We start from the raw sequence: 17978 nt of genomic DNA on the forward strand, positions 1-17978 counted from the left end.
GGGCGCCGGGTCGCCGGGCGGGCGGGGGGCGGGCGCCGGCGGGGCGCGGGCGCCGCTGCTGGTCCCGACCCGATACGACACGATCGACGTCGGGCGACAACGACCACGTCGTCCGTTGCACACGCGGACATCCGCGGACGCGCGACAGCGACACCGCCGATGTCGTACGACAACGACCGAGTCGTTCGTTGCACGCGCGGGCATCCGAGGAGGCTCCCCGACGGACGCGACAACGCCGACGTCGCACGACAACGACCGAGTCGCCCGTTGCACACGCAGACATTCGCGGACGCCCGACAGCGACACCACCGATGTCGCACGACAACGACGACGTCGCCCGTTGCACACGCAGACATTCGCGGACGCCCGACAGCGACACCGCCGATGTCGTACGACAACGACCACGTCGCATCGAGTCGGCAGCCCGGCAGCCCGGCGGACACGAGCCCCGCCCCCGGCCTCCGCCTCAGGCGTACGCCGGCCGACCCCCGACGCGGAACGTCCGCGCGACGACACCCGTCCCGAACACCCGGTACGAGAGCAGCTCGAGCGCGAGGTCCGGCCCGTGCAACGGGAAGAACTGCTTCCCCTCGCCGAGGATCACCGGGAACTGCACGAGGTCGAGTTCGTCGACCAGCTCGTGCTCGAACAGCCACTGCGCGAGCCGGACGCTCCCCACCACCAAGAGCTCGCCACCAGATCGGGCCTTGAGTGTTCGGACGCCGGAGAGCACGTCCCCGGAGAGCACGGTCGTGCCCTGCCACTCCGGGTTCGTCACCGTGTTCGACACCAGGTACTTCGGCTTCGAGCTGATGGCGTCGCCGAACCCGCCGTCACCGACCTGCGAGCCCCAGTACGGAGCGAACACGTCGTACGTCGTGCGGCCGAGCAGGAAGGCGTCCGGTCGGCGCCAGTCGTCCAGGATGTACTGGACGCCCTCGTCGTCGCCGAGCGGGAGCGCCCAGCCGCCTCGGGTGAACCCCGGGTCGGTGTACTCGTTGTTGCCGCCGTTCGCCTGGGCGACACCGTCGAGGGTGATCTGCACGTGGACGGTGAGCTTCATCGGGACCTCCTGACGCCTCGACCCCATGATGCTCGCCCGCCGGCCCACCGGCCCCGCTCACGCCGCGACGGTCCCCTCGGGCACGGTCGAACCGTGCTCGTCGGCAGCCGTCCAGAGGGTCGTCGGGAACGCCGCGCGCACCACCGGCACCACCTCGGCGGCGAACCGCTCCAGGGTCGCGAACTGGTCCGCCAGCGGGAGCGTGGTCGGCAACGACACGGACTGCAGGTCCGTACCGAGCCGCTCGTGGAAACGGCCGATCTTGTCGACCACCTGCTGCGGACTGCCGACGAGCGCCGGTCCCTCGGCGACGGCGTGGTCGATGTCACGGAACGGCGTGTTGTTCCCGGGAACGTCGCGGCGTGCGACGAGTCCCTCGTACACCGGACCGTAGAGCCGCTTCGCCTCCTGTGAGGTCGCCGCGACGAAGATCCCGCCGGCACCGGCGCCGGCACCGACGTACGGCACACGGTCGGTGTGGCCGGCCTCGGCGAACGCCTGCCGGTAGCGATCGACGAGGACCCCGTAGGCCTCGAGGGGCTGGATGGCGTTGGCGCTGAACAGCGGGTCACCCCACCGAGCAGCGAGTTCCACCGACACCCTCGACGAGGCCGACCCGTGCCAGACGCGAGGTCCGCCCGGACGGAACGGGCGCGGCAGGGTGGTGAGTCCGTGCTGCGGGTTCGTGCCGGGCCCGCCCGCCCAGTCGACGGGAGCCGGACCCCAGAACGCGCGGAGCGCCGCGTACTTCTCGGCGAGCAGGTCCCACTGGTCGGCGAGGTCGAGTCCGAAGATCGGGTACTGCAGCACCTCGTTCCCCTTGCCGACCGTGAGCTCCAGCCGACCACCGGAGAGCTGGTCGACGGTCCCGTAGTCCTCGGCGACCCGGACGGGGTCGAGGATCGACAGCACCGTGACGCCGGTCTGCAGGCGGATGCGGGAGGTCGAGGCCGCGATCGCCCCGAGCAGCACGGTCGGTGCGGCGGAGAGGAACGGACCGGCGTGCCGCTCCCCCACGGCGAACGAGTCGAACCCGAGCTCCTCGACGAACCGCGCGGTCTCGACGACCGACGCCAGGCGCTCCGAGGGCGGCACGATGTGCCCGGTGACCGGGTCCTCCTGGTGCGGGACGATGTCGAGCAGCTGGAAGCGCATCAGCGCACCGTCGCTGCCGCCGCGGGGACATCAGCGCGACGCGCCCACTCGGCCGCGAGCAACTCGTAGGACCGCACCCGCGCTTCGTGGTCGTGGGTGATCGTCGTGACGAGGAGCTCGTCCGCACCCGTGACCCGACGGAGTGTCTCGAGCTGGTCTGCCACCTGCGAGGCGTCCCCGACGAACCGGGTGGCGATCCGGTCCGCGACCGACGCCGCCGCGTCACCCTCCAGCGGGTGCTCCCGCGCCCAGTCCGGCGTCGGGTACTCGATCGCCCCGACGCCCGAGCGGATCGAGTGCACCCACTGGCCGTACCCGAGCGCGAGCTCTGCAGCCTCGTCGGCGTCCCGACCGACGACGACGTCCGCGGAGACGATGACGTGCGGAGCGTCGAGCACGCCGGGTCGGAACGCTTCCCGGTACGCCCCGACCGACGCGAGGACCGTTCCGGGCGACGTGTGGTAGTTCGCACCGTAGGGCAGGCCGAGCGCGCCGGCGGCCCGTGCGCTCGCCCCGCCGGTGGAGCCGTGGATCCAGAGTTCGACGGGGGTACCGGCGGCGGGCGGTGCTTCGACCACCGCGCCGTCGTGCGACCACGTGCCGGCGAACAGCGCCCGGATCAGGTCGAGTTCGCCCTCGAACCGGTCGACGTCGCCCGGCACCCGGCCGAGCAGCTCGCCCTGCAGCGCGAACCGGCTGCGCGGAGCGATCCGGAAGTCGAACGGTGCCGGGATGAGCAGGCCGTCGACGACCTCGGCATCGCGGGACGCGGCTGGCAGGCGCGCAGGAGTACCGGGCGCGGGGGCACCGGACCGGCCGAGCCCGAGGTCGATGCGCGGGCCGTAGAGCGCGGCGAGCGTGCCGAAGGTCTCGGCGATCTGCAGCCCGCGGACGTTGCCGACCAGGGTCGCCGCGCTGCCGACCCGGATCGTCGAGGTCGCCGCAGCCACCGCACCGATCACGATGTTCGGAGCACTGCCCGCGACGCCGGGGTTGAGGTGGTGTTCAGCGAGCCAGTACCGGGTGTAGCCGGACCGCTCGGCGGCGCGGGCGAGGTCGAGCGTGTTCGCCAGCGCCGCGGCAGCGGTCGATCCGGACGACACCGGGACGAGGTCGAGGACCGACAGGGGGACGGCCGTCATGCTGCGTCCGTCCATGCGCCGGTGAGCTGGTCGAGGCGGGTGTCGGCGCCGAACGCGATGCCGTGCACGTCCTTCGCGGTCGCGATGATGCTGGTGAGTTCGTGCACGGGGACGAAGTCGACCTGGGCGGCGATGCGCTGCTGGATCTCGGCGAAGGTCGCGGCGCGCTCGGTGGCGGACGACTGCGAGAGCTCCTTCGTGAAGAGGGCGTCGAGCGTGCTGTCGGCGGCACCGATCGACTGGGCACCGTTGCTCGAGAACTTGGACCGGAGGACGTCACCGTCGGCGCGGGAGCTGTTGTCCCACGCGAGGTCCCAGTCCCCGCTCGTGGTGTTGGCGAGGTACTGCGGGACGGTGCCGCTCTCGAGGGTCAGACCGACGCCGATCTTCTTCAGCTCCTGCTGGATGAGTTCGAGCGACGTCTGGTTCGGCCCGAAGTTCGTGATCCAGATGAGCTTGAGCTGCAGCTTCTGCCCGTCCTTCGCCCGGATGCCGTCCGACCCCGTCTTCCACCCGGCGTCGTCGAGGGCCTGCTTCGCCGCGGTCGGGTCGTACGAGATCGCCGAGGAGGTGTCCTCGTAGCCCGGGGTGGTGGAACCGAGCACGGACGTCGCCACCTTGAACAGGTCGTTCAGGGACGTGTCCCGCACGGTCTTCGGGTCGACGGCCTGCGCGATCGCCTTGCGGACGGCGAGGTCGGCCACGAGTGGGCGCTTCTGGTTGAACGTGAGGCCGAACACCTGCCCGGGGTTGGCGCGGGTGACGAGCTCGTACTGCGACTTCACGGTGTCCACGTCGCTCGGCTGCACGCTGCTGATCGCGTCGAGCTGACCGGACTGCAGGCTGCCGGTCCGGACGCTCGCCTCCGGGACGACCTGGAACGTGACCTTCGACAGGTGCGCTGCCCCGGCGTTCGACCGCGCGGCGGGACCCCAGTCGTAGTCCTTGCGCTTCGTCAGGACGGTGGCGGTGTTCTTCGTGTACGAGGACAGCGTGAACGGCCCGGTCCCGATGACGGCCTTGCCGTCGGCGCGGTCGTCGAACGGCGTCTCGGTGGTCTTCGGTGCGACGATGCCGAGCGCGACCGAGGCCGTGGCGTTCGGGAACGCGGCGTTCGGGGTCGTGAAGTCGACCTCGACGGTGTCGTCGTCGATGACCTTCGTCTCCCGGTACCCCGAGAAGTACGCGGCGGCGGTGCTGGACGCCCCCGCCTTCGCGATGTCGTCGAAGGTGTCCTTCACCGCAGTGGCGTCGAACGCCGAGCCGTCGGAGAACGTCACGCCGGACCGCAGGTCGAACGTGAACGCGGTCGCGTCGCTGTTTGCCGAGTACTTCGTCGCGAGCCAGGGCTTGAGCGAACCGTCGGACGGGTCCTGCCAGAGCAGTGAGTCCACGAGCTGCCGGGTGATGGCGAGGGTGTCGTTGCCGGCGCCGGTCCCGGTCGGGTTGAGCGTGATCGGGTCGTTGGCGATCGCGTAGGTCAGCGAACCGCCGTCGACGGGCTTCGACGACGAGGACGACGACGCGGTGCCGCCCGACGAGCAGCCGGCCATCACCAGGGCCGCCGCGGTACCGGCCGCGATCGCGGCCACCAGACGGATCGGGGTGCGGTGGATGGTCATGAGGCTCCTTCGGAAGGGGTGAGGGGTGTGGCGCGCCGGGATCGCCCGGGGATCGCGTCGAGCAGGGCACGGGTGTACTCGTGCTGCGGGTGGTGGAGGACGTCGGCGACGCCGCCGTGCTCCACCACGCGCCCGCCCCGGAGGACGGACACCTCGTGGGCGATGCGGCGGACGACGGCGAGGTCGTGCGAGATGAAGAGGTACGAGACGCCGAGCGTCTCCTGCAGGGACGCCAGCAGATCGAGGATCTGGGCCTGGACGGACACGTCGAGCGCCGAGACCGGTTCGTCGAGCACGATGAACGACGGGTCGAGCGCGAGCGCCCGGGCGATGGCGACGCGCTGTCGCTGGCCGCCCGACAGCTCCGACGGTCGACGTCCCGCCGCCGAGGCGGGCAGGGCGACGAGGTCGAGCAACTCCGCCGCACGGGCCGCGCGGGAGCGTCGGGTGCCGATCCCGAACGCTGCGAGCGGGTCGGCGATGACCGACCCGACCGACAGCCGTGGGTGCAGGGCCGCGTACGGGTTCTGCTGCACGATCTGCGCGCGACGCCGGTACGCCCGCAGGGACGCACCGCGGGCAGCGGTCACGTCCTCGCCGTCGAACCGGACGGTGCCCCCGTCGGCGCGTTCGAGGCCGAGCACGAGACGCGCCGTGGTCGACTTGCCGGACCCGGACTCCCCCACCAACGCGAGGGTGCGGCCACGCGGGACGGTCACGTCGACGCCGTCGACGGCGGCAACGCGGGCGAAGGACTTCCGCAGGCCCGTCGCGACGACGAGCGGGTCGTCGCGGTCGGACGGGAGGCGCGGCTCGGCTCCCACGGACACGGTCACGTCGTCGAGACTGGGCGCCGCTCGGATGAGTGCGCGGGTGTACGCCTCGCGCGGTGCGCCGAGCACCTCGGCGGGCGTGCCCTGCTCGACGATCCGCCCCTCGGACATCACCACGATCCGGTCGGCCCGGTCCGCGGCGACCCCGAGGTCGTGCGTGATGAAGAGCACACTCGTCCCGCGCTCGGCGACGAGCCGGTCGAGGTGGTCGAGGATCGTCCGCTGCACGGTGACGTCGAGGGCGCTCGTCGGCTCGTCGGCGACGAGGAGTTCCGGGTCGCCGATCAGCGCGATGGCGATGAGCACCCGCTGCCGCATGCCGCCCGAAAGCTCGTGCGGGTACTGCTTCGCCCGGAGCTCCGGTCGGTCGATCCCGGCGCGGCGGAGTTCCTCCACGGCGCGCTCGTGTGCGTCGGCTCCCGTCGCGATGCCGTGGATCTCGAGCACCTCGGCGACCTGACGACCGATCCGCGTGACGGGGTTGAGCGAGACGGTGGGGTCCTGCGGCACGAAGCCGATCCGGACGCCGCGCACGCTGCGCACCTCGGCGTCGGAGGCGGTGACCAGGTCGAGGTCCCCGGAATCGGCGCCGGTCCCCGAGAGCCGCACCGTGCCTCCCGTCAGCTCTGCCGCTGCGGGCAGGAGCCGGAGGACCGCGTGCGCCGTCGTCGACTTGCCCGACCCGGACTCGCCGACGATCGCGACGCGTTCGCCGCGCCCGACGTCGAGGGAGACGCCGTGCAGCGCCGTGCGCGCGTGCCGGCCGTGGCCGTACGCGACCGTGAGGTCGCGGATGCTGATCAGGCTCACCGGACGGCCCGCCGTTCGGTGTCGAGGGCCCGGGCGACGCGGTTGCCGGCGAGGACCGTGACCGCGATGACGAGACCGGGGATGGTCGTCAGCCACCACGAGGTCGCGATGAAGTCACGGCCGGTCGAGACGAGCGACCCCCACTCCGGCGCCGGCGGCCGGGCGCCGTAGCCGAGGAAGCTGAGGCTGGAGACGGCGAGGATCGCGGTGCCGAACTCGAGCGCGGCGAGGACGAGCACGGGACCGGCTGCGTTCGGCAGCACGTGCACGAGCAGGACACGCCACCAGCGGTTGCCGTTGGCCGTGGCCGCCTCGACGTACTGCGCGGTCCGGACCCGGACGACCTCGGAGCGCATGATCCGGGCGATGGTGGCGATGCTCGCGACGCCGACAGCCACCGCGACGTTCACGGTGCCGAAGCCGAGGACGGTGACGATCGTCAGCGACAGCAGCAGGCTCGGGATGGCGAGCAGGACGTCCGCGACGCGCATGAGCACCGTGTCGACCACCCCGCCGACGAACCCGGCGAGGAGCCCGACCACGGAGCCGCCGACGAGCCCGATGAGGATCGCGAGGATCGCCGCCTGCAGGGTGAGCGCCGTGCCGTGCACGACCCGGGCGTACAGGTCGCGACCGAGCTGGTCAGTGCCGAACCAGTGTGCGGCGTCGGGTGCGGAGAGCTTCACGGCGGGTTCCGCGGCGAGCGGGTCGTGGTGGGTCAGGGCTCCGGGGAGCACCGCTGCGAGCACGACCACGGCGAGCCAGAGCACGGCGAGCGTGAGGGTCGGCCGGGTGACGAGGCCCCGGAGCGCGGTCGCGCCGCCGGGGACGCGGTCGGTGACGAGCGCCGCGGGACGGCCGATCGCGAGCTGCGTGGTCTCGGTCATGCGGGGACCCCCTGGGGTGTCGGAGCGGTGGTGCCGCTGCCGGAGGTGGCGCCGCCCGCGCCGCCGCCCGGTGTCGCGCCGTCCCGCTCGCGGAGCTTCCGGCGGCTCCCCGCCAGGACGACGCGCGGGTCGAGGAGTGGGTAGACGAGGTCGACGACGAGGTTCGCGACGACGAAGATCGCCGCGGCGACGAGCACGATGCCCTGCACGACGGGGATGTCCTGCCCCTGCACGGCGGTCGCGGTGACCCGGCCGAGGCCCGGGCGGGAGAACACCGTCTCGGTGACGACGGTGCCGGAGAAGAGCTGCCCGACGATGAGGCCGGTCACGGTGAGGGCCGGCAGCGCGGCGTTCTTCAGCGCGTGGCGGAGCTGCACGCGCCACCGTCCGGCGCCCTTCGCGTACGCGGTGTCGACGTACGGCTCGCGGAGCGTCGCCACGAGGGACTTCGACAACAGCTGGGCGATCGTCGCGCCCGTCGGCAGCGCCAGGGTGACCGCGGGCAGGACGACGGATGCCGGGCCCTCGCCGCCGAACGCCGGGAACACGTGCAGGCCGAACGAGAACCACTGGACGAGCAGCAGGGCGAACCAGAATCCGGGGACGGCGACACCGACCGGGGGCAACTGCAGCAGGAACTGGCCGAGGGCGCGGTTCCGGGTCCACGTCGCGAGGACCGCGAGTCCACCGCCGAACACGATCGCGAGGAGCAGGCCGACGACGGCGATCTGCGCGGTCGGCCCGACGGCCTCGCCGATGACCTCGGTGACGGGTCGTCCGACGCCGATGGAGCGACCGAGGTCGCCGGTCAGCAGCGAGCCGAGGTGCTGGAAGTACTGCACGAGGACCGGCTGGTCGAGTCCGTACTGGTGACGGAGGGCGTCGAGCTGCGCCTCGGTCACGTCGGTGGCGTCCGGACCGAGCATGATCCGGGCGGGGTCGCTCGGCAGGACGTACAGGACGAAGAACGAGATCGTCCACGCCGCCCAGAGGACGAGCACCGCCTGTCCGATGCGTGAGAGGACGTACCGGGTCATGCCGCCACCGCCGTCTGCGCGGGCGCCCAGCCGAGGGCCGGCGCGACCCGGGACACGACGTCCGACACGATCTGCTCGTACTCGTCGCCGGCGAACTCGTACGGCAGCTCGATGCGGAACTCGTCGACCTCGGCGAGCGTGGCGTCGTGCACGAGCTGCTCGACGATCTGGTCCGCCGGGCCGACGAGGTCCGCCGAGAACAGGGTGCGGCGCGGTCCCTGCGGCGCGGTCTGCCGGGCGAGCCGGGACTCGTACCAGGCCCGGTAGCGCTCGCGGGAGACGCGGTCGGCGGAGTCTGTCGGGACGACGCACCGGCCCCACGCCACGCGCGGCGCGCGCCCGGCGGGGAGCGCCGACCGGTACGCGGCGAGCTGGTTCCGCTGTGCGGTGCCGTAGTCGTCGGTCCCCTCGCCCGAGGTGAGGTTGCCGATGAGCAGGTTGAGCCCGGCGCTGCCCGCGAAGGCGGCCGAGCGGAGCGACCCACCGCCGTACCAGACCCGGTCGACGAGCCCCGGAGCGTACGGCTGGAGTCGCGGACGCTGGACGTTCCCCGGGCTCTGGATGACGGTGTCGTCCCCGCCGAGGAAGTCCCCGCGCAGGTTGTCGACGAACCGGGTGACGCGTCCGTAGCCGCGGTCGAAGGAGCGCCAGTCGCCGTCGAACACGAGGTCGCCGAGGATGTCCTCGTGCGGCGAGCTCGTCGACAGGCCCACCTGGACGCGGCCGTGCGACAGGACGTCGGCGAGCGAGAAGTCCTCGGCGAGGCGGAACGGGCTCTCCCAGCCGATCGGTACGACGGCGACGCCGAGCTCGATCGTGCTCGTGCGCTGCGAGGCGGCCGCCAGGAACACCGCGGCGGAGCCGATGCCGTGCTCGAGGTGGCGGTGTCGGACCCAGGCGCCGTCGACGCCGAGCCGCTCGGCGCTCGTGAACAGGTCGAGCGTCGCGTCGAGCCCGTCGACCGGCGCGTCGTCGTCGAAGTTCCCCGGGACCAGGATCGCGAGGCTCGACACCGTCATGCGAGCACGCCCGACCGGTCGCGCGAACGGATGGTCCCCGGCAGACCGAGGGTCTCGCGGAGCGTCGCACCGTCCTCGTAGGACTCCCGGTACACGCCACGCTCCTGGAGCAGCGGGACGACCGTGTCGACGAACTCGTCGAGGCCGTACGGGTTGGTGTGCGGCACGACGACGAAGCCGTCGGTCGCGCGCTCCTGCACGTACCGGTCGATCTCGGCGGCGATGTGCGACGGCGTCCCGACGAAGCCGCCACGGGTCGACGCCTTGATGACGAGGTCGCGGATCGACAGGTGCTCCGACTCCGCGAGGTCCCGCCAGGAGCGCACGAGGGCGGGGACGTCACGGGTGTGCCGCGCGCGGCCGCGGGTGATGGCGGCACCCTCGAGGTCCGGCTCGACGTCGGGCAGCGGCCCGTCGACGTCGTACGACGACAGGTCTCGGTTCCACACCTGTTCGAGGAACGCGATCGCGGTCGCCGGGCTGACCTGCGCGCGCTGGATCGCTCGGGCCTTCTCGGCTGCCTCGGCAGGCGTGTCCCCGAGCACGAACGTCGACGCGGGCAGGATGTGCAGCTCGTCCTTCGAGCGACCCGCACGCTCGAGTCGTGCGGTGATGTCGTCGTAGTACGACTTCGCGTCGTCGAACTCGGTGTGCAGGGAGAAGATGACCTCCGCGTGCCGGGCAGCCAGGTCACGTCCCTCGTCGGAGTCGCCCGCCTGCACGACGACGGGGTGCCCTTGGGGACTGCGCGGCACCGGGAAGGTCCCGGAGACGTCGAACTGCGGCCCGTGGTGGTCGACGTCCCGGATCCGGGAGCGGTCGGCGAACACTGACGAGGCGACCACTGCGTCGGACTCCCACGAGTCCCAGAGCTCGCGGGAGAGCTCGATGAACTCCGCCGCCCGCGTGTACCGGTCGGCGTGGTCCAGGAACCCGCCCCGACGGAAGTTCGCACCGTGGAACGCATCCGAGCTCGTCACGACGTTCCACCCCGCGCGCCCGTCCGTGAGGTGGTCCAGCGTTGCGAGCTGCTTCGCGAGTTCGAGCGGCTCGTTGAACGTGGTCTGCAGCGTGCCGACGAGTCCGATGTGCTCCGTCACCCCGGCCAGGGCGGCGAGGATCGCGAGCGTGTTCGGGCGCCCGACGACGTCGAGGTCGTGGATCCGGCCCTTCTGCTCGCGGAGCCGCAGCCCCTCGGCGAGGAACAGGTAGTCGAACAACCCGCGCTCGGCGTTCCGGGCGAAGTGCTCGAATGACGAGAACGCGATCTGGCTCTCGGCGCGGTCGTCGCTCCAGACGGTCGTGTTGTTGACGCCCGGGAAGTGGGCGGCGAGGTGGACCTGACGCTTGGCGCTCATGCTGAGACCCCCTGGGTGGACGTGGCGTACCGGCTGACCGCCGGCGCGATGCCGAGCCGCGTGCGCAGGTCGGCGGTGGGACGTGAGGCCACGTCGGCGCGGAGGCCGGCCGTGACGAGGGCGGGGACGAGCTCGCGAGCGATCGCCGTCGAGTCGAGCGGGATGCGCAGCGGGCGGAGTCGGACGCCGGCGAACCCGAGGTCCCGCAGCTCGGCGATCAGCGACACGAGCTCGGGAACGGTCGTCGCGAGCACGGAGGTGTCGGAGGCCGATGCGTACGGCGTACCGGAAGCGGCGTCGAGCGCGGCCAGCGCGTCGGCGGCCGCAGCCGGCGACGACCCGATGAGCACCGCGAGGTCGGCGAGGACCGGACGACGGACGTCCGAGCCGGCCGCCTGCTCGGCGTCACGGACCTCCGACAGGACGACCCGCGCCTCTCCCCACCAGCTCGGCCCGCCCGCCGCTCCGCGACGGTCGGGTACCGGCTGGCGTGGGCCCAGTCCCCCGTACCCGGGCGTGACCAGCACGACGTCCGCAGCGTCGACCGCGAACGCGGCCGCGTCGGCGCGGTGCGCCAGCGAGAAGACCGGCGGGCGGCCCTGCGGCGACCGCGGCACGATCGACGCACCGTGGACCGACACGAACGCACCCTGGAACTCGGCGTTGTGGATGCGGTCGCGGTCGATGAACCGGCCGGTGGTGACGTCGCGGATGATCGCGTCGTCGTCCCAGCTGTCCCAGAGTCGCGAGACGACCTCCGCGACCTCACGCGCCTCGTCGAAGAGGACGGAGGCGTCGTCGCCGCCGGGGCGGCGGCCGAAGAGCGCGGCCTCGCGGGCTGTCGGACTCACCTGGATCCGCCACCCGGCTCGCCCCAGCGACACGTGGTCGAGGGTCTGGAGGCCCGTGGCGACGTGGAACGGCTCGGTGTGCGTCACCGAGACGGTCGGCACGAGACCGATCGCGCGGGTCGCGGGGGCGACGGCGTTCGCGACGAGGAGGGCGTCGAGGCGACCGACGACCGTGCTCGTGTCGAGCTCGCCCGCGTGGTCCACCGGGCCGGCGGTGAAGGAGTCCTCGATGGTGACGGCGTCGACGCCGAGGCGGTCCTGCTCGACGACGACGTCGCGCCAGTGCCGGAGGCTGGTGAGGCGCTGCGCCGTGGGGCCGGCGGTGCGCCAGGCGGCGGGGTGCCAGCCGGCGCCCTGCAGGGCGGTGACGAGGGTGATGCGGTCGGGCATGGAGTGCGCTTCCTAGTGGGAGTGGGATTCCGAGGGAGCCGCGGCGTCGGCGCCGAACTTGAAGCCGAGGCGGCCGTGGGCGAACCCGCCGCCGGCCCGGATGGCCGTGGCGACCCAGGCGGCCTCGGCGAGTTCAGCCTCGTTCGCGCCGGCCGTGACCGCGCGCTGGCTGTGGCCGTCGATGCAGTAGACGCACTGCGTGGTGATGCCGACCGCCAGCGCGATGAGCTCCCGGTACTTCAGCGGGATCTCGCGACCCTCGGCCTGGAACACCGACTCGTCGAACTGCACGAAGGCCTTGAGGATGTCCGGGGTCTGCTGCTTGTAGACCTTCGTGAAGGTCTTGTCGTGCTCACGGTCGAGGTAGTCGGTCATGGGGCGACGCTACGGCCGACCGGGCCCGGGCACGACGGGTGTTGCGGAGCGTGACCGGACGTTGCCCCGTGTGACGCGGCGCCCCCGGCCCGGCGTCACACGGCGTCACGCGGCGCGCGGCGCGCTCGCGCTCGGCGCGCTCGCAGTGTGCGAGCTTCCGCGCACCGTGCCGGCTCGCGAGGCTCGCACCGCGCACTGGACCTCGCACGCTGCGGGCCGCAGGGTGGTGGCGGTGCCGATCCGCGCCTCCAGGCCCTGTGCGCCTCGCACGGTGCGAGCGCGACGTACTGTGCGAGGTCCCGCGCACAGTGGGAGGCGCGCACGCTCCCACAGCGAGCGGAACCTCGCACACTGCGTCTCCGCGCCGCCGCCGCGCGCGCCCGCGCGCTACAGCCCGCGCACCCGCGCGCCGAGCCGCCCGCGCAACGTGACGTCCTCGTACTCGCGGTGGAACACCCCGCGCCGCTGCAGGATCGGCACGAGTTGGTCCACCACGGTCTCGAGGCCCCGCGGGAACTCGTCGATCATGAGGTTGAAGCCGTCGGCGGCGCCGGTGCGGTACCACTCCTCGATCGTGTCGGCGGCCTGCTCCGGCGTGCCGACGACGATCCGGGCGCCGTACCCGCCGAAGCCGCGCAGGACCTGGCGCAGCGACGTGTTGTGCGCGCGGACCCAGCGCACGACGGTCTCGTGGTAGCCGAGCGAGGGGCCGTACGTGACCGGGTCGACCTCGCGGTCGAGGATCGTCGCCGGGATCGGCGCCTCCGGGTCGAGGTCGGTGAGGTCGGCGTCGAGGTGGGTCCCGAGTGCCCGGAGTGCGTAGCCGTCGGGGGCGAGGGCCTCGAGCTCGTCGAACCGTCGCTGCGCCTCGGCCTCCGTGCTGCCGAGCACGAGCGACAGCCCCGGGACGATCGCCACGTCGGCGGACCGCCGGCCGTACGTCTCGGCGGCCTGCTTCACGGCGCGGTAGTGCTCCCGGGCGGGCTCGGGGGTCAGCTCCACCGCGAAGACGCCCTCGGCGACCCGGGCAGCGAGGTCCCGACCGTGCGGCGATCCCCCGGCCTGGAACACCACCGGGTGCCCCTGTGCCGACGGCGGGACGCTGATCGCCCCGGCGAACTCGGTGAACTCGCCGTGGTGGTCGACGGGCACCCCGGTCGAGGCGGACCGCCAGAGCGCCTGCACGAGGTCGACGACCTCGCCCGCGCGGGCGTACCGCTCGGGTCGCTCCGGGTTCGTCGCGACGCCGAAGTTCGCCGACACCGACCGGTCGTAGGTCGTCACGGCGTTCCAGGCCACCCGGCCCCCGGACACGGTGTCGAGCGACAGCAGCCGCTCGGCGAGGTCGACCGGGTCGTTGTAGGTCGTCGAGGCCGTCCCGACGAGCCCGAGGTGCGTGGTCGCGCCGGCGATCGCCCCGAGGGCGACGAAGGGCTCGAGCAGCCCGTACGCACGGACGTTCGGGTCGCTGAGGGCCGGGTGGTCGGCGAAGAACACCATGTCGAGCAGACCGCGTTCCGCGATCCGGCCGAGGTCCTCCCAGAACCCCGCGCTGAGCAGGTCGGTCGGCTCGACGTCCTGGGTCCGCCAGGCCGCCGGCCGCTGGCCGAAGCCCTGCAGGTTGACCCCGAGGACGAGCCCGGCGTCCGCGGCGGCACTCATGCGCCGACCGGCGCGGGGACCGGCAGACCCAGCAGGTCACGCAGCGTCCGTGGGCCCGCACCGTGGCCGGTCGTGGTCCGGGAGGCGCGGCTCGGCCCCGCCCCGTCGGCTGCGGCCGGCAGCGGTGCGAGCGGGTGGGCCGCGCCCCCGAGCACCAGGTCGGCACCCTCGTCCGCGACGTCGTGCCAGACCGCGAGGACGGGTTCGCCCTGCCGACTCGACGGCGTCGTCAACGGCCCGCGGACCCGGTAGCCGTCGGGACCGCCGTCGTGGTCGAGCGGGACGATCCGGTCGGTGTCGGCGAAGCGGCCGGCGTCGCGGTCCCCGACGATGCTGTCGAGCGGCCACGTCCGCCACAACCCGCGCACGACCTCGGCGAACTCGGCCGCGTCGTGCTGCTCCTCCGTCGCCGGGAGCCCGTGGTCCCGCGCGCCGACGACGAGTCCGACCCGGGCGTCCAGGACGTGGTCGAGGGAGAGCACCCGGCGGGCGACGTTGTAGGGGTGCGCCCGGGTCGGGGCGGCGGCGACCAGCAGTCCGTGCTCGGGCAGTGCACGACCGAGGGCGAGCGCCGCGGCGGTCGGGTCGAGCCGGTGTCCGCGACCGCGTTCGGCGTCGAAGCGGTCGGTGCCGATCGCGACGACCACGGCGCCGGAGGCCCGGATCCGGTCGGCGAGCCGGGCGATCCCGCCGGGTCGGGCGACGGCGGCGGCGAGGTCGGCGTCCGGCACGGCGACGATCGTCGGTGCGGGTGTCTCGGTCACGGTGGTCCCTCCGTACTCGTGCAGAGCGGCCCGCCACCATCGCCTCCCCTGCGTCCGTGGCGGGCCGTTGCCGACGACCGTACGGGGCGGCACGGACCCAGCGGGTGCAGGTGTCGTCGGGTTGCGCCTCGTGACGGTGGGTTACGCGCGGTCGAGCGGGCTGGCGCCGTTCACGAGCAGGTCCCCGACGATGCGCCGCTTGTGCACGCGCGGGTTGTGCGAGGCCAGGGTCCGGGCGTTCCGCCAGTGTCGGTCGAGCCCCAGGGAGCGGAACGTGCCGCTCGACCCCAGGGCGTCGAACACCAGGGTCGTCGCGTCGAGGACGGCGTCGGTGACGACGGTCTGGGCCTGGGCGACCGCGATCCAGCTCCGTTCGAGCGCGGCGCGCAGCACCGGGTCCGCCGACGGGTCGGCCCCGGTCGCCCGGAGTCCGGCGTGCCGGTCGACGGCGGCGTCCACCGGACCGAGACTCGCGGTGAACGCGGCGTCGGCGGCGTACACCCGTGCCGCGACCGTGCCGATCGTGCCGAGCAGCTCCGGGTCCGCCTTCGGGTCCGCGGCCGTGCCGTTGTGGTGCCCGCGGCGACGATCGCGCAGCGCCCCGATCCCCTCGCGCAGCGCCGCACGCCCGATGCCGACGAGGATCGCGTGCATCACCGTCTGGTAGTACTGCTCCTGGTACGGGTAGCGCGTCGCGTACGGCAGGACCCGCTCGTCGGGGACGTGCACGTCCGTGTAGGTGACGCTCCCGCTGCCGGTGACGCGCTGCCCGAAGCCGTCCCAGTCGTCACCGATCCGCACCCCGGGGTCCTGCGCGTCCACCAGCGCGACGAACCGCGCTCCGGTGTCGTCGAGCGCGAGCACGGTGATCCACCGGGCGTAGATGCTCCCCGTCGAGTAGAACTTGCGGCCGGTCACGCGCCAGCCGCCGTCCGGGTCCGGGGTCAGCCGCGTGCTGATGTCGGGGCCCGCGGGGTTCGGGGTCTCGCTCCACCCGCCGCCGACGAACTCGCCGCCGCCGAGCCGCTCGACGATCTCCCGATCGAACGGCGACCCCTCGGCGTGCACCCGGTCCTCGACGAAGGAGAAGTGGTTGCGCCACACGTGCGCGAGGTTCGGGTCGACCTCGGCGATCTCGGCGACCGCGCGGAAGACGTCCGACAGCCGTGCCCCGACGCCGCCCCACTCGGCAGGGGTGCGCCAGCGGGCGAACCCCGCGTCGACGAGCCAGCCGAGCTGCTCCGTCGCGGGCCGTTCCTCGCGCTCGCGGTCACGGGCGTCGAGGGCGATCCGGGCGATCACCGGTCGCACCGGCGCGATCAGTTCCTCGTAGCGGGCGTCGGCCGGGATCTCACTCGGGGACATGGCGGCACGCTACCGGCGCTCGGACCTCGGGCGAGAGGCCGCTGCAACCGGGCGTCACACCCGCGGGCGGGCAGGCCGGGATCACCACCTGATCCGGGCGAACTCCTCGTGCAGACGCCGTGCCCGGCCCGGGTGGACCTGCTCGACCCACCCGATCCGGCCGAGCAGGTGCGCCCGGAAGTCGGGATGTCCGCGACGGTTCTGCGACGCCGGACCGTGCTCGGCGGCGTTGTGCAGGATCGCGTGCAGCCGGTCGACCTCGCGTCGCCCCGGCGAGGTCCGCTCGTTGACGACGACCCCGGTGACCGACTGCCGGGAGCCCCGTCGGCGCACCCGGGTCTTCGACGGGTTGAGTCGGAGCCCCTGCTCCGTGACGATCCGGTCGACGCCGCGCAGGAAGGCGTCAGGTCGTGCGGCGAGCCGGTCGTCGCCGCTGAACGTCAGGTCGTCGGCGTACCGCGTGTAGACGGCGTCGACCGAGGCCGCCCATCCCGCGAGCCGCGCGTCGAGGTGCCGGAGCGCGGTGTTCGCGAGTGCCGGGGAGGTCGGCGCACCCTGGGGCAGGTGGGCTTCCCGGAGCATGCCACGCAGTGCTTGGCGCTCCTCGGGCCTGCCGCCGTCCGGCATGGCACCGAGGACGTGCACCGGCACGCGGTGCGTGCAGACCCCGGTGAGGACGTGCGCGAGCGGCTCCGCGAAGCCCGTCGAGCGGAACACCCCGTACACGGTGGGCGCGGTGACGCTCGCGAAGAAGGACGTCAGGTCGGCCGTGACGACGACCTGCCGACCGGTGTGCGCGGCGGCCCCCGACACGACGCTCCGACCACCGACGAAGCCGTGCGCCGCGTCGTGCACCGGGAGCGCGGTGAGGAGCTCGTCGAGGATCGTCCGCTGCGTCCGGCGGAGCAGGTCCATCGGCTTCTCGAGCAGGCGCGGCGTCCGACCGGGTCGACGCACCCACTCGTGCCGGTGGTGGTGCAGCGGGCTGGACGCACCGGGCCGGCGGTTCCAGGAGCGGGTGTCCGCCAGCCAGAGCAGCCGCCCGACGGTGAGGTCGAGCTCGCGCGCGAGCTCCGGCAGCGTGTCGACGAGCAGTCGGCTCGTGGTCTCCGGACGCGCCCGGACCGAGGTCACCCGGCGCGCGGTCACCCGGACCGGTCGACGGGACTCGCGCGCGCGGTGCAGTTCGGCGAGCCGCGGCGACGCCCCGAGCACCGCCGCGAGCTGTCGCGGTGCGTCGACCGGTGGTCGCGGGTACGCCGCGAGTGCCGCCGCGACCGCGAGTCCGACGTAGGCGCGCTCCACGCCGACCACCGCCCAGCCGGCGGCGGTCAGGTCGTCGGGCGCCCAGTGTTCGGCCGTCAGGAACGCGTCGGCGAGGGCGGCGGCGACGACGGCGAGGGGCGTGGGGTTCCCGGAGGACCCGTCGGTGCCTCCGTGCGGCTGCGCGCGCGGAGCGCGCCGTCCCGCTCGGGGCGTGTCGTCCTGCTGGTCCTGCGTCCCCCGGGGTGACCCCGGAGAGGTCGACGCGGCACGCGCGTCGGCCGCCTCCCCCGGGAACTCCAAACGCTCACCCTACGGCGATCCCCTGACGGACGGGAGGCGCGGTGCGGGGCCGACCCGCGCCTCCCGTCCGTCGGTCGGT

Annotated in this window: 15 protein-coding genes; all 15 read right to left on the reverse strand. The window is 73.3% G+C overall.

Going from position 1 to position 17978, the window contains the following annotated elements; genetic code table 11:
* Positions 1-466 precede the first annotated feature (466 nt).
* Positions 467-1063, reverse strand: a complete 597-nt coding sequence (locus tag Q7F20_RS02185; RefSeq protein ID WP_305738473.1) for a dihydrofolate reductase family protein — start codon at positions 1061-1063, stop codon at positions 467-469.
* A gap of 57 nt (positions 1064-1120) precedes the next feature.
* Entirely contained in the window at positions 1121-2218 is a 1098-nt protein-coding gene (locus tag Q7F20_RS02190; protein ID WP_305738474.1) for an LLM class flavin-dependent oxidoreductase, read from the reverse strand.
* A complete protein-coding gene (locus Q7F20_RS02195; protein WP_305738475.1) occupies positions 2218-3360 on the reverse strand; it encodes an LLM class flavin-dependent oxidoreductase in 1143 nt (380 codons plus the stop codon). The genes Q7F20_RS02190 and Q7F20_RS02195 overlap by 1 nt, the downstream gene beginning before the upstream one ends.
* Positions 3357-4982 carry an ABC transporter substrate-binding protein gene (locus Q7F20_RS02200; RefSeq protein WP_305738476.1) on the reverse strand — a complete coding sequence of 542 codons (1626 nt, stop codon included), beginning with the start codon at positions 4980-4982 and terminating at the stop codon, positions 3357-3359. The genes Q7F20_RS02195 and Q7F20_RS02200 overlap by 4 nt, the downstream gene beginning before the upstream one ends.
* Positions 4979-6625 carry a dipeptide ABC transporter ATP-binding protein gene (locus Q7F20_RS02205; protein WP_370871604.1) on the reverse strand — a complete coding sequence of 549 codons (1647 nt, stop codon included), beginning with the start codon at positions 6623-6625 and terminating at the stop codon, positions 4979-4981. Before Q7F20_RS02205 ends, Q7F20_RS02200 begins: the two co-directional genes overlap by 4 nt.
* A complete protein-coding gene (locus Q7F20_RS02210; protein WP_305738477.1) occupies positions 6622-7512 on the reverse strand; it encodes an ABC transporter permease in 891 nt (296 codons plus the stop codon). The genes Q7F20_RS02205 and Q7F20_RS02210 overlap by 4 nt, the downstream gene beginning before the upstream one ends.
* Positions 7509-8549 (reverse strand): ABC transporter permease, encoded by a 1041-nt coding sequence (locus Q7F20_RS02215; protein ID WP_305738478.1) that lies wholly within the window; start codon positions 8547-8549, stop codon positions 7509-7511. Before Q7F20_RS02215 ends, Q7F20_RS02210 begins: the two co-directional genes overlap by 4 nt.
* A complete protein-coding gene (locus Q7F20_RS02220; RefSeq protein ID WP_305738479.1) occupies positions 8546-9568 on the reverse strand; it encodes an LLM class flavin-dependent oxidoreductase in 1023 nt (340 codons plus the stop codon). The genes Q7F20_RS02215 and Q7F20_RS02220 overlap by 4 nt, the downstream gene beginning before the upstream one ends.
* Entirely contained in the window at positions 9565-10926 is a 1362-nt protein-coding gene (locus Q7F20_RS02225; RefSeq protein WP_305738480.1) for an NtaA/DmoA family FMN-dependent monooxygenase, read from the reverse strand. Before Q7F20_RS02225 ends, Q7F20_RS02220 begins: the two co-directional genes overlap by 4 nt.
* A complete protein-coding gene (locus Q7F20_RS02230) occupies positions 10923-12167 on the reverse strand; it encodes an LLM class flavin-dependent oxidoreductase (RefSeq protein WP_305738481.1) in 1245 nt (414 codons plus the stop codon). The genes Q7F20_RS02225 and Q7F20_RS02230 overlap by 4 nt, the downstream gene beginning before the upstream one ends.
* Positions 12168-12179: 12 nt before the next feature.
* Positions 12180-12542 carry a carboxymuconolactone decarboxylase family protein gene (locus Q7F20_RS02235; RefSeq protein WP_305738482.1) on the reverse strand — a complete coding sequence of 121 codons (363 nt, stop codon included), beginning with the start codon at positions 12540-12542 and terminating at the stop codon, positions 12180-12182.
* Between the two features lie 387 nt (positions 12543-12929).
* The gene (locus tag Q7F20_RS02240) at positions 12930-14204 is read right to left on the reverse strand and encodes an NtaA/DmoA family FMN-dependent monooxygenase (RefSeq protein WP_305738483.1); all 1275 of its coding nucleotides are present in this window, start codon (positions 14202-14204) and stop codon (positions 12930-12932) included.
* Positions 14201-14968: an LLM class flavin-dependent oxidoreductase gene (locus Q7F20_RS02245; RefSeq protein ID WP_305738484.1), complete on the reverse strand. Its 768-nt coding sequence runs from the start codon at positions 14966-14968 to the stop codon at positions 14201-14203. The genes Q7F20_RS02240 and Q7F20_RS02245 overlap by 4 nt, the downstream gene beginning before the upstream one ends.
* A 141-nt stretch (positions 14969-15109) precedes the next feature.
* Positions 15110-16333 carry an acyl-CoA dehydrogenase family protein gene (locus Q7F20_RS02250; RefSeq protein WP_305738485.1) on the reverse strand — a complete coding sequence of 408 codons (1224 nt, stop codon included), beginning with the start codon at positions 16331-16333 and terminating at the stop codon, positions 15110-15112.
* 81 nt (positions 16334-16414) lie between these two features.
* Positions 16415-17899: a reverse transcriptase family protein gene (locus Q7F20_RS02255; RefSeq protein ID WP_305738486.1), complete on the reverse strand. Its 1485-nt coding sequence runs from the start codon at positions 17897-17899 to the stop codon at positions 16415-16417.
* Between the last annotated feature and the right edge of the window lie 79 nt (positions 17900-17978).

This window comes from Curtobacterium sp. A7_M15, from assembly GCF_030705415.1.
In the GTDB taxonomy this organism is placed as follows: domain Bacteria; phylum Actinomycetota; class Actinomycetes; order Actinomycetales; family Microbacteriaceae; genus Curtobacterium.

Excerpts from the sequence above, each read along its gene's own strand:
- Q7F20_RS02190 (WP_305738474.1), bottom strand. The coding sequence starts at position 2,218 with ATGCGCTTCCAGCTGCTCGACATCGTCCCGCACCAGGAGGACCCGGTC.
- Q7F20_RS02235 (WP_305738482.1), bottom strand. The coding sequence starts at position 12,542 with ATGACCGACTACCTCGACCGTGAGCACGACAAGACCTTCACGAAGGTC.
- Q7F20_RS02250 (WP_305738485.1), bottom strand. The coding sequence starts at position 16,333 with ATGTCCCCGAGTGAGATCCCGGCCGACGCCCGCTACGAGGAACTGATC.
- Q7F20_RS02240 (WP_305738483.1), bottom strand. The coding sequence starts at position 14,204 with ATGAGTGCCGCCGCGGACGCCGGGCTCGTCCTCGGGGTCAACCTGCAG.
- Q7F20_RS02215 (WP_305738478.1), bottom strand. The coding sequence starts at position 8,549 with ATGACCCGGTACGTCCTCTCACGCATCGGACAGGCGGTGCTCGTCCTC.
- Q7F20_RS02195 (WP_305738475.1), bottom strand. The coding sequence starts at position 3,360 with ATGACGGCCGTCCCCCTGTCGGTCCTCGACCTCGTCCCGGTGTCGTCC.
- Q7F20_RS02210 (WP_305738477.1), bottom strand. The coding sequence starts at position 7,512 with ATGACCGAGACCACGCAGCTCGCGATCGGCCGTCCCGCGGCGCTCGTC.
- Q7F20_RS02185 (WP_305738473.1), bottom strand. The coding sequence starts at position 1,063 with ATGAAGCTCACCGTCCACGTGCAGATCACCCTCGACGGTGTCGCCCAG.
- Q7F20_RS02230 (WP_305738481.1), bottom strand. The coding sequence starts at position 12,167 with ATGCCCGACCGCATCACCCTCGTCACCGCCCTGCAGGGCGCCGGCTGG.
- Q7F20_RS02220 (WP_305738479.1), bottom strand. The coding sequence starts at position 9,568 with ATGACGGTGTCGAGCCTCGCGATCCTGGTCCCGGGGAACTTCGACGAC.
- Q7F20_RS02225 (WP_305738480.1), bottom strand. The coding sequence starts at position 10,926 with ATGAGCGCCAAGCGTCAGGTCCACCTCGCCGCCCACTTCCCGGGCGTC.
- Q7F20_RS02200 (WP_305738476.1), bottom strand. The coding sequence starts at position 4,982 with ATGACCATCCACCGCACCCCGATCCGTCTGGTGGCCGCGATCGCGGCC.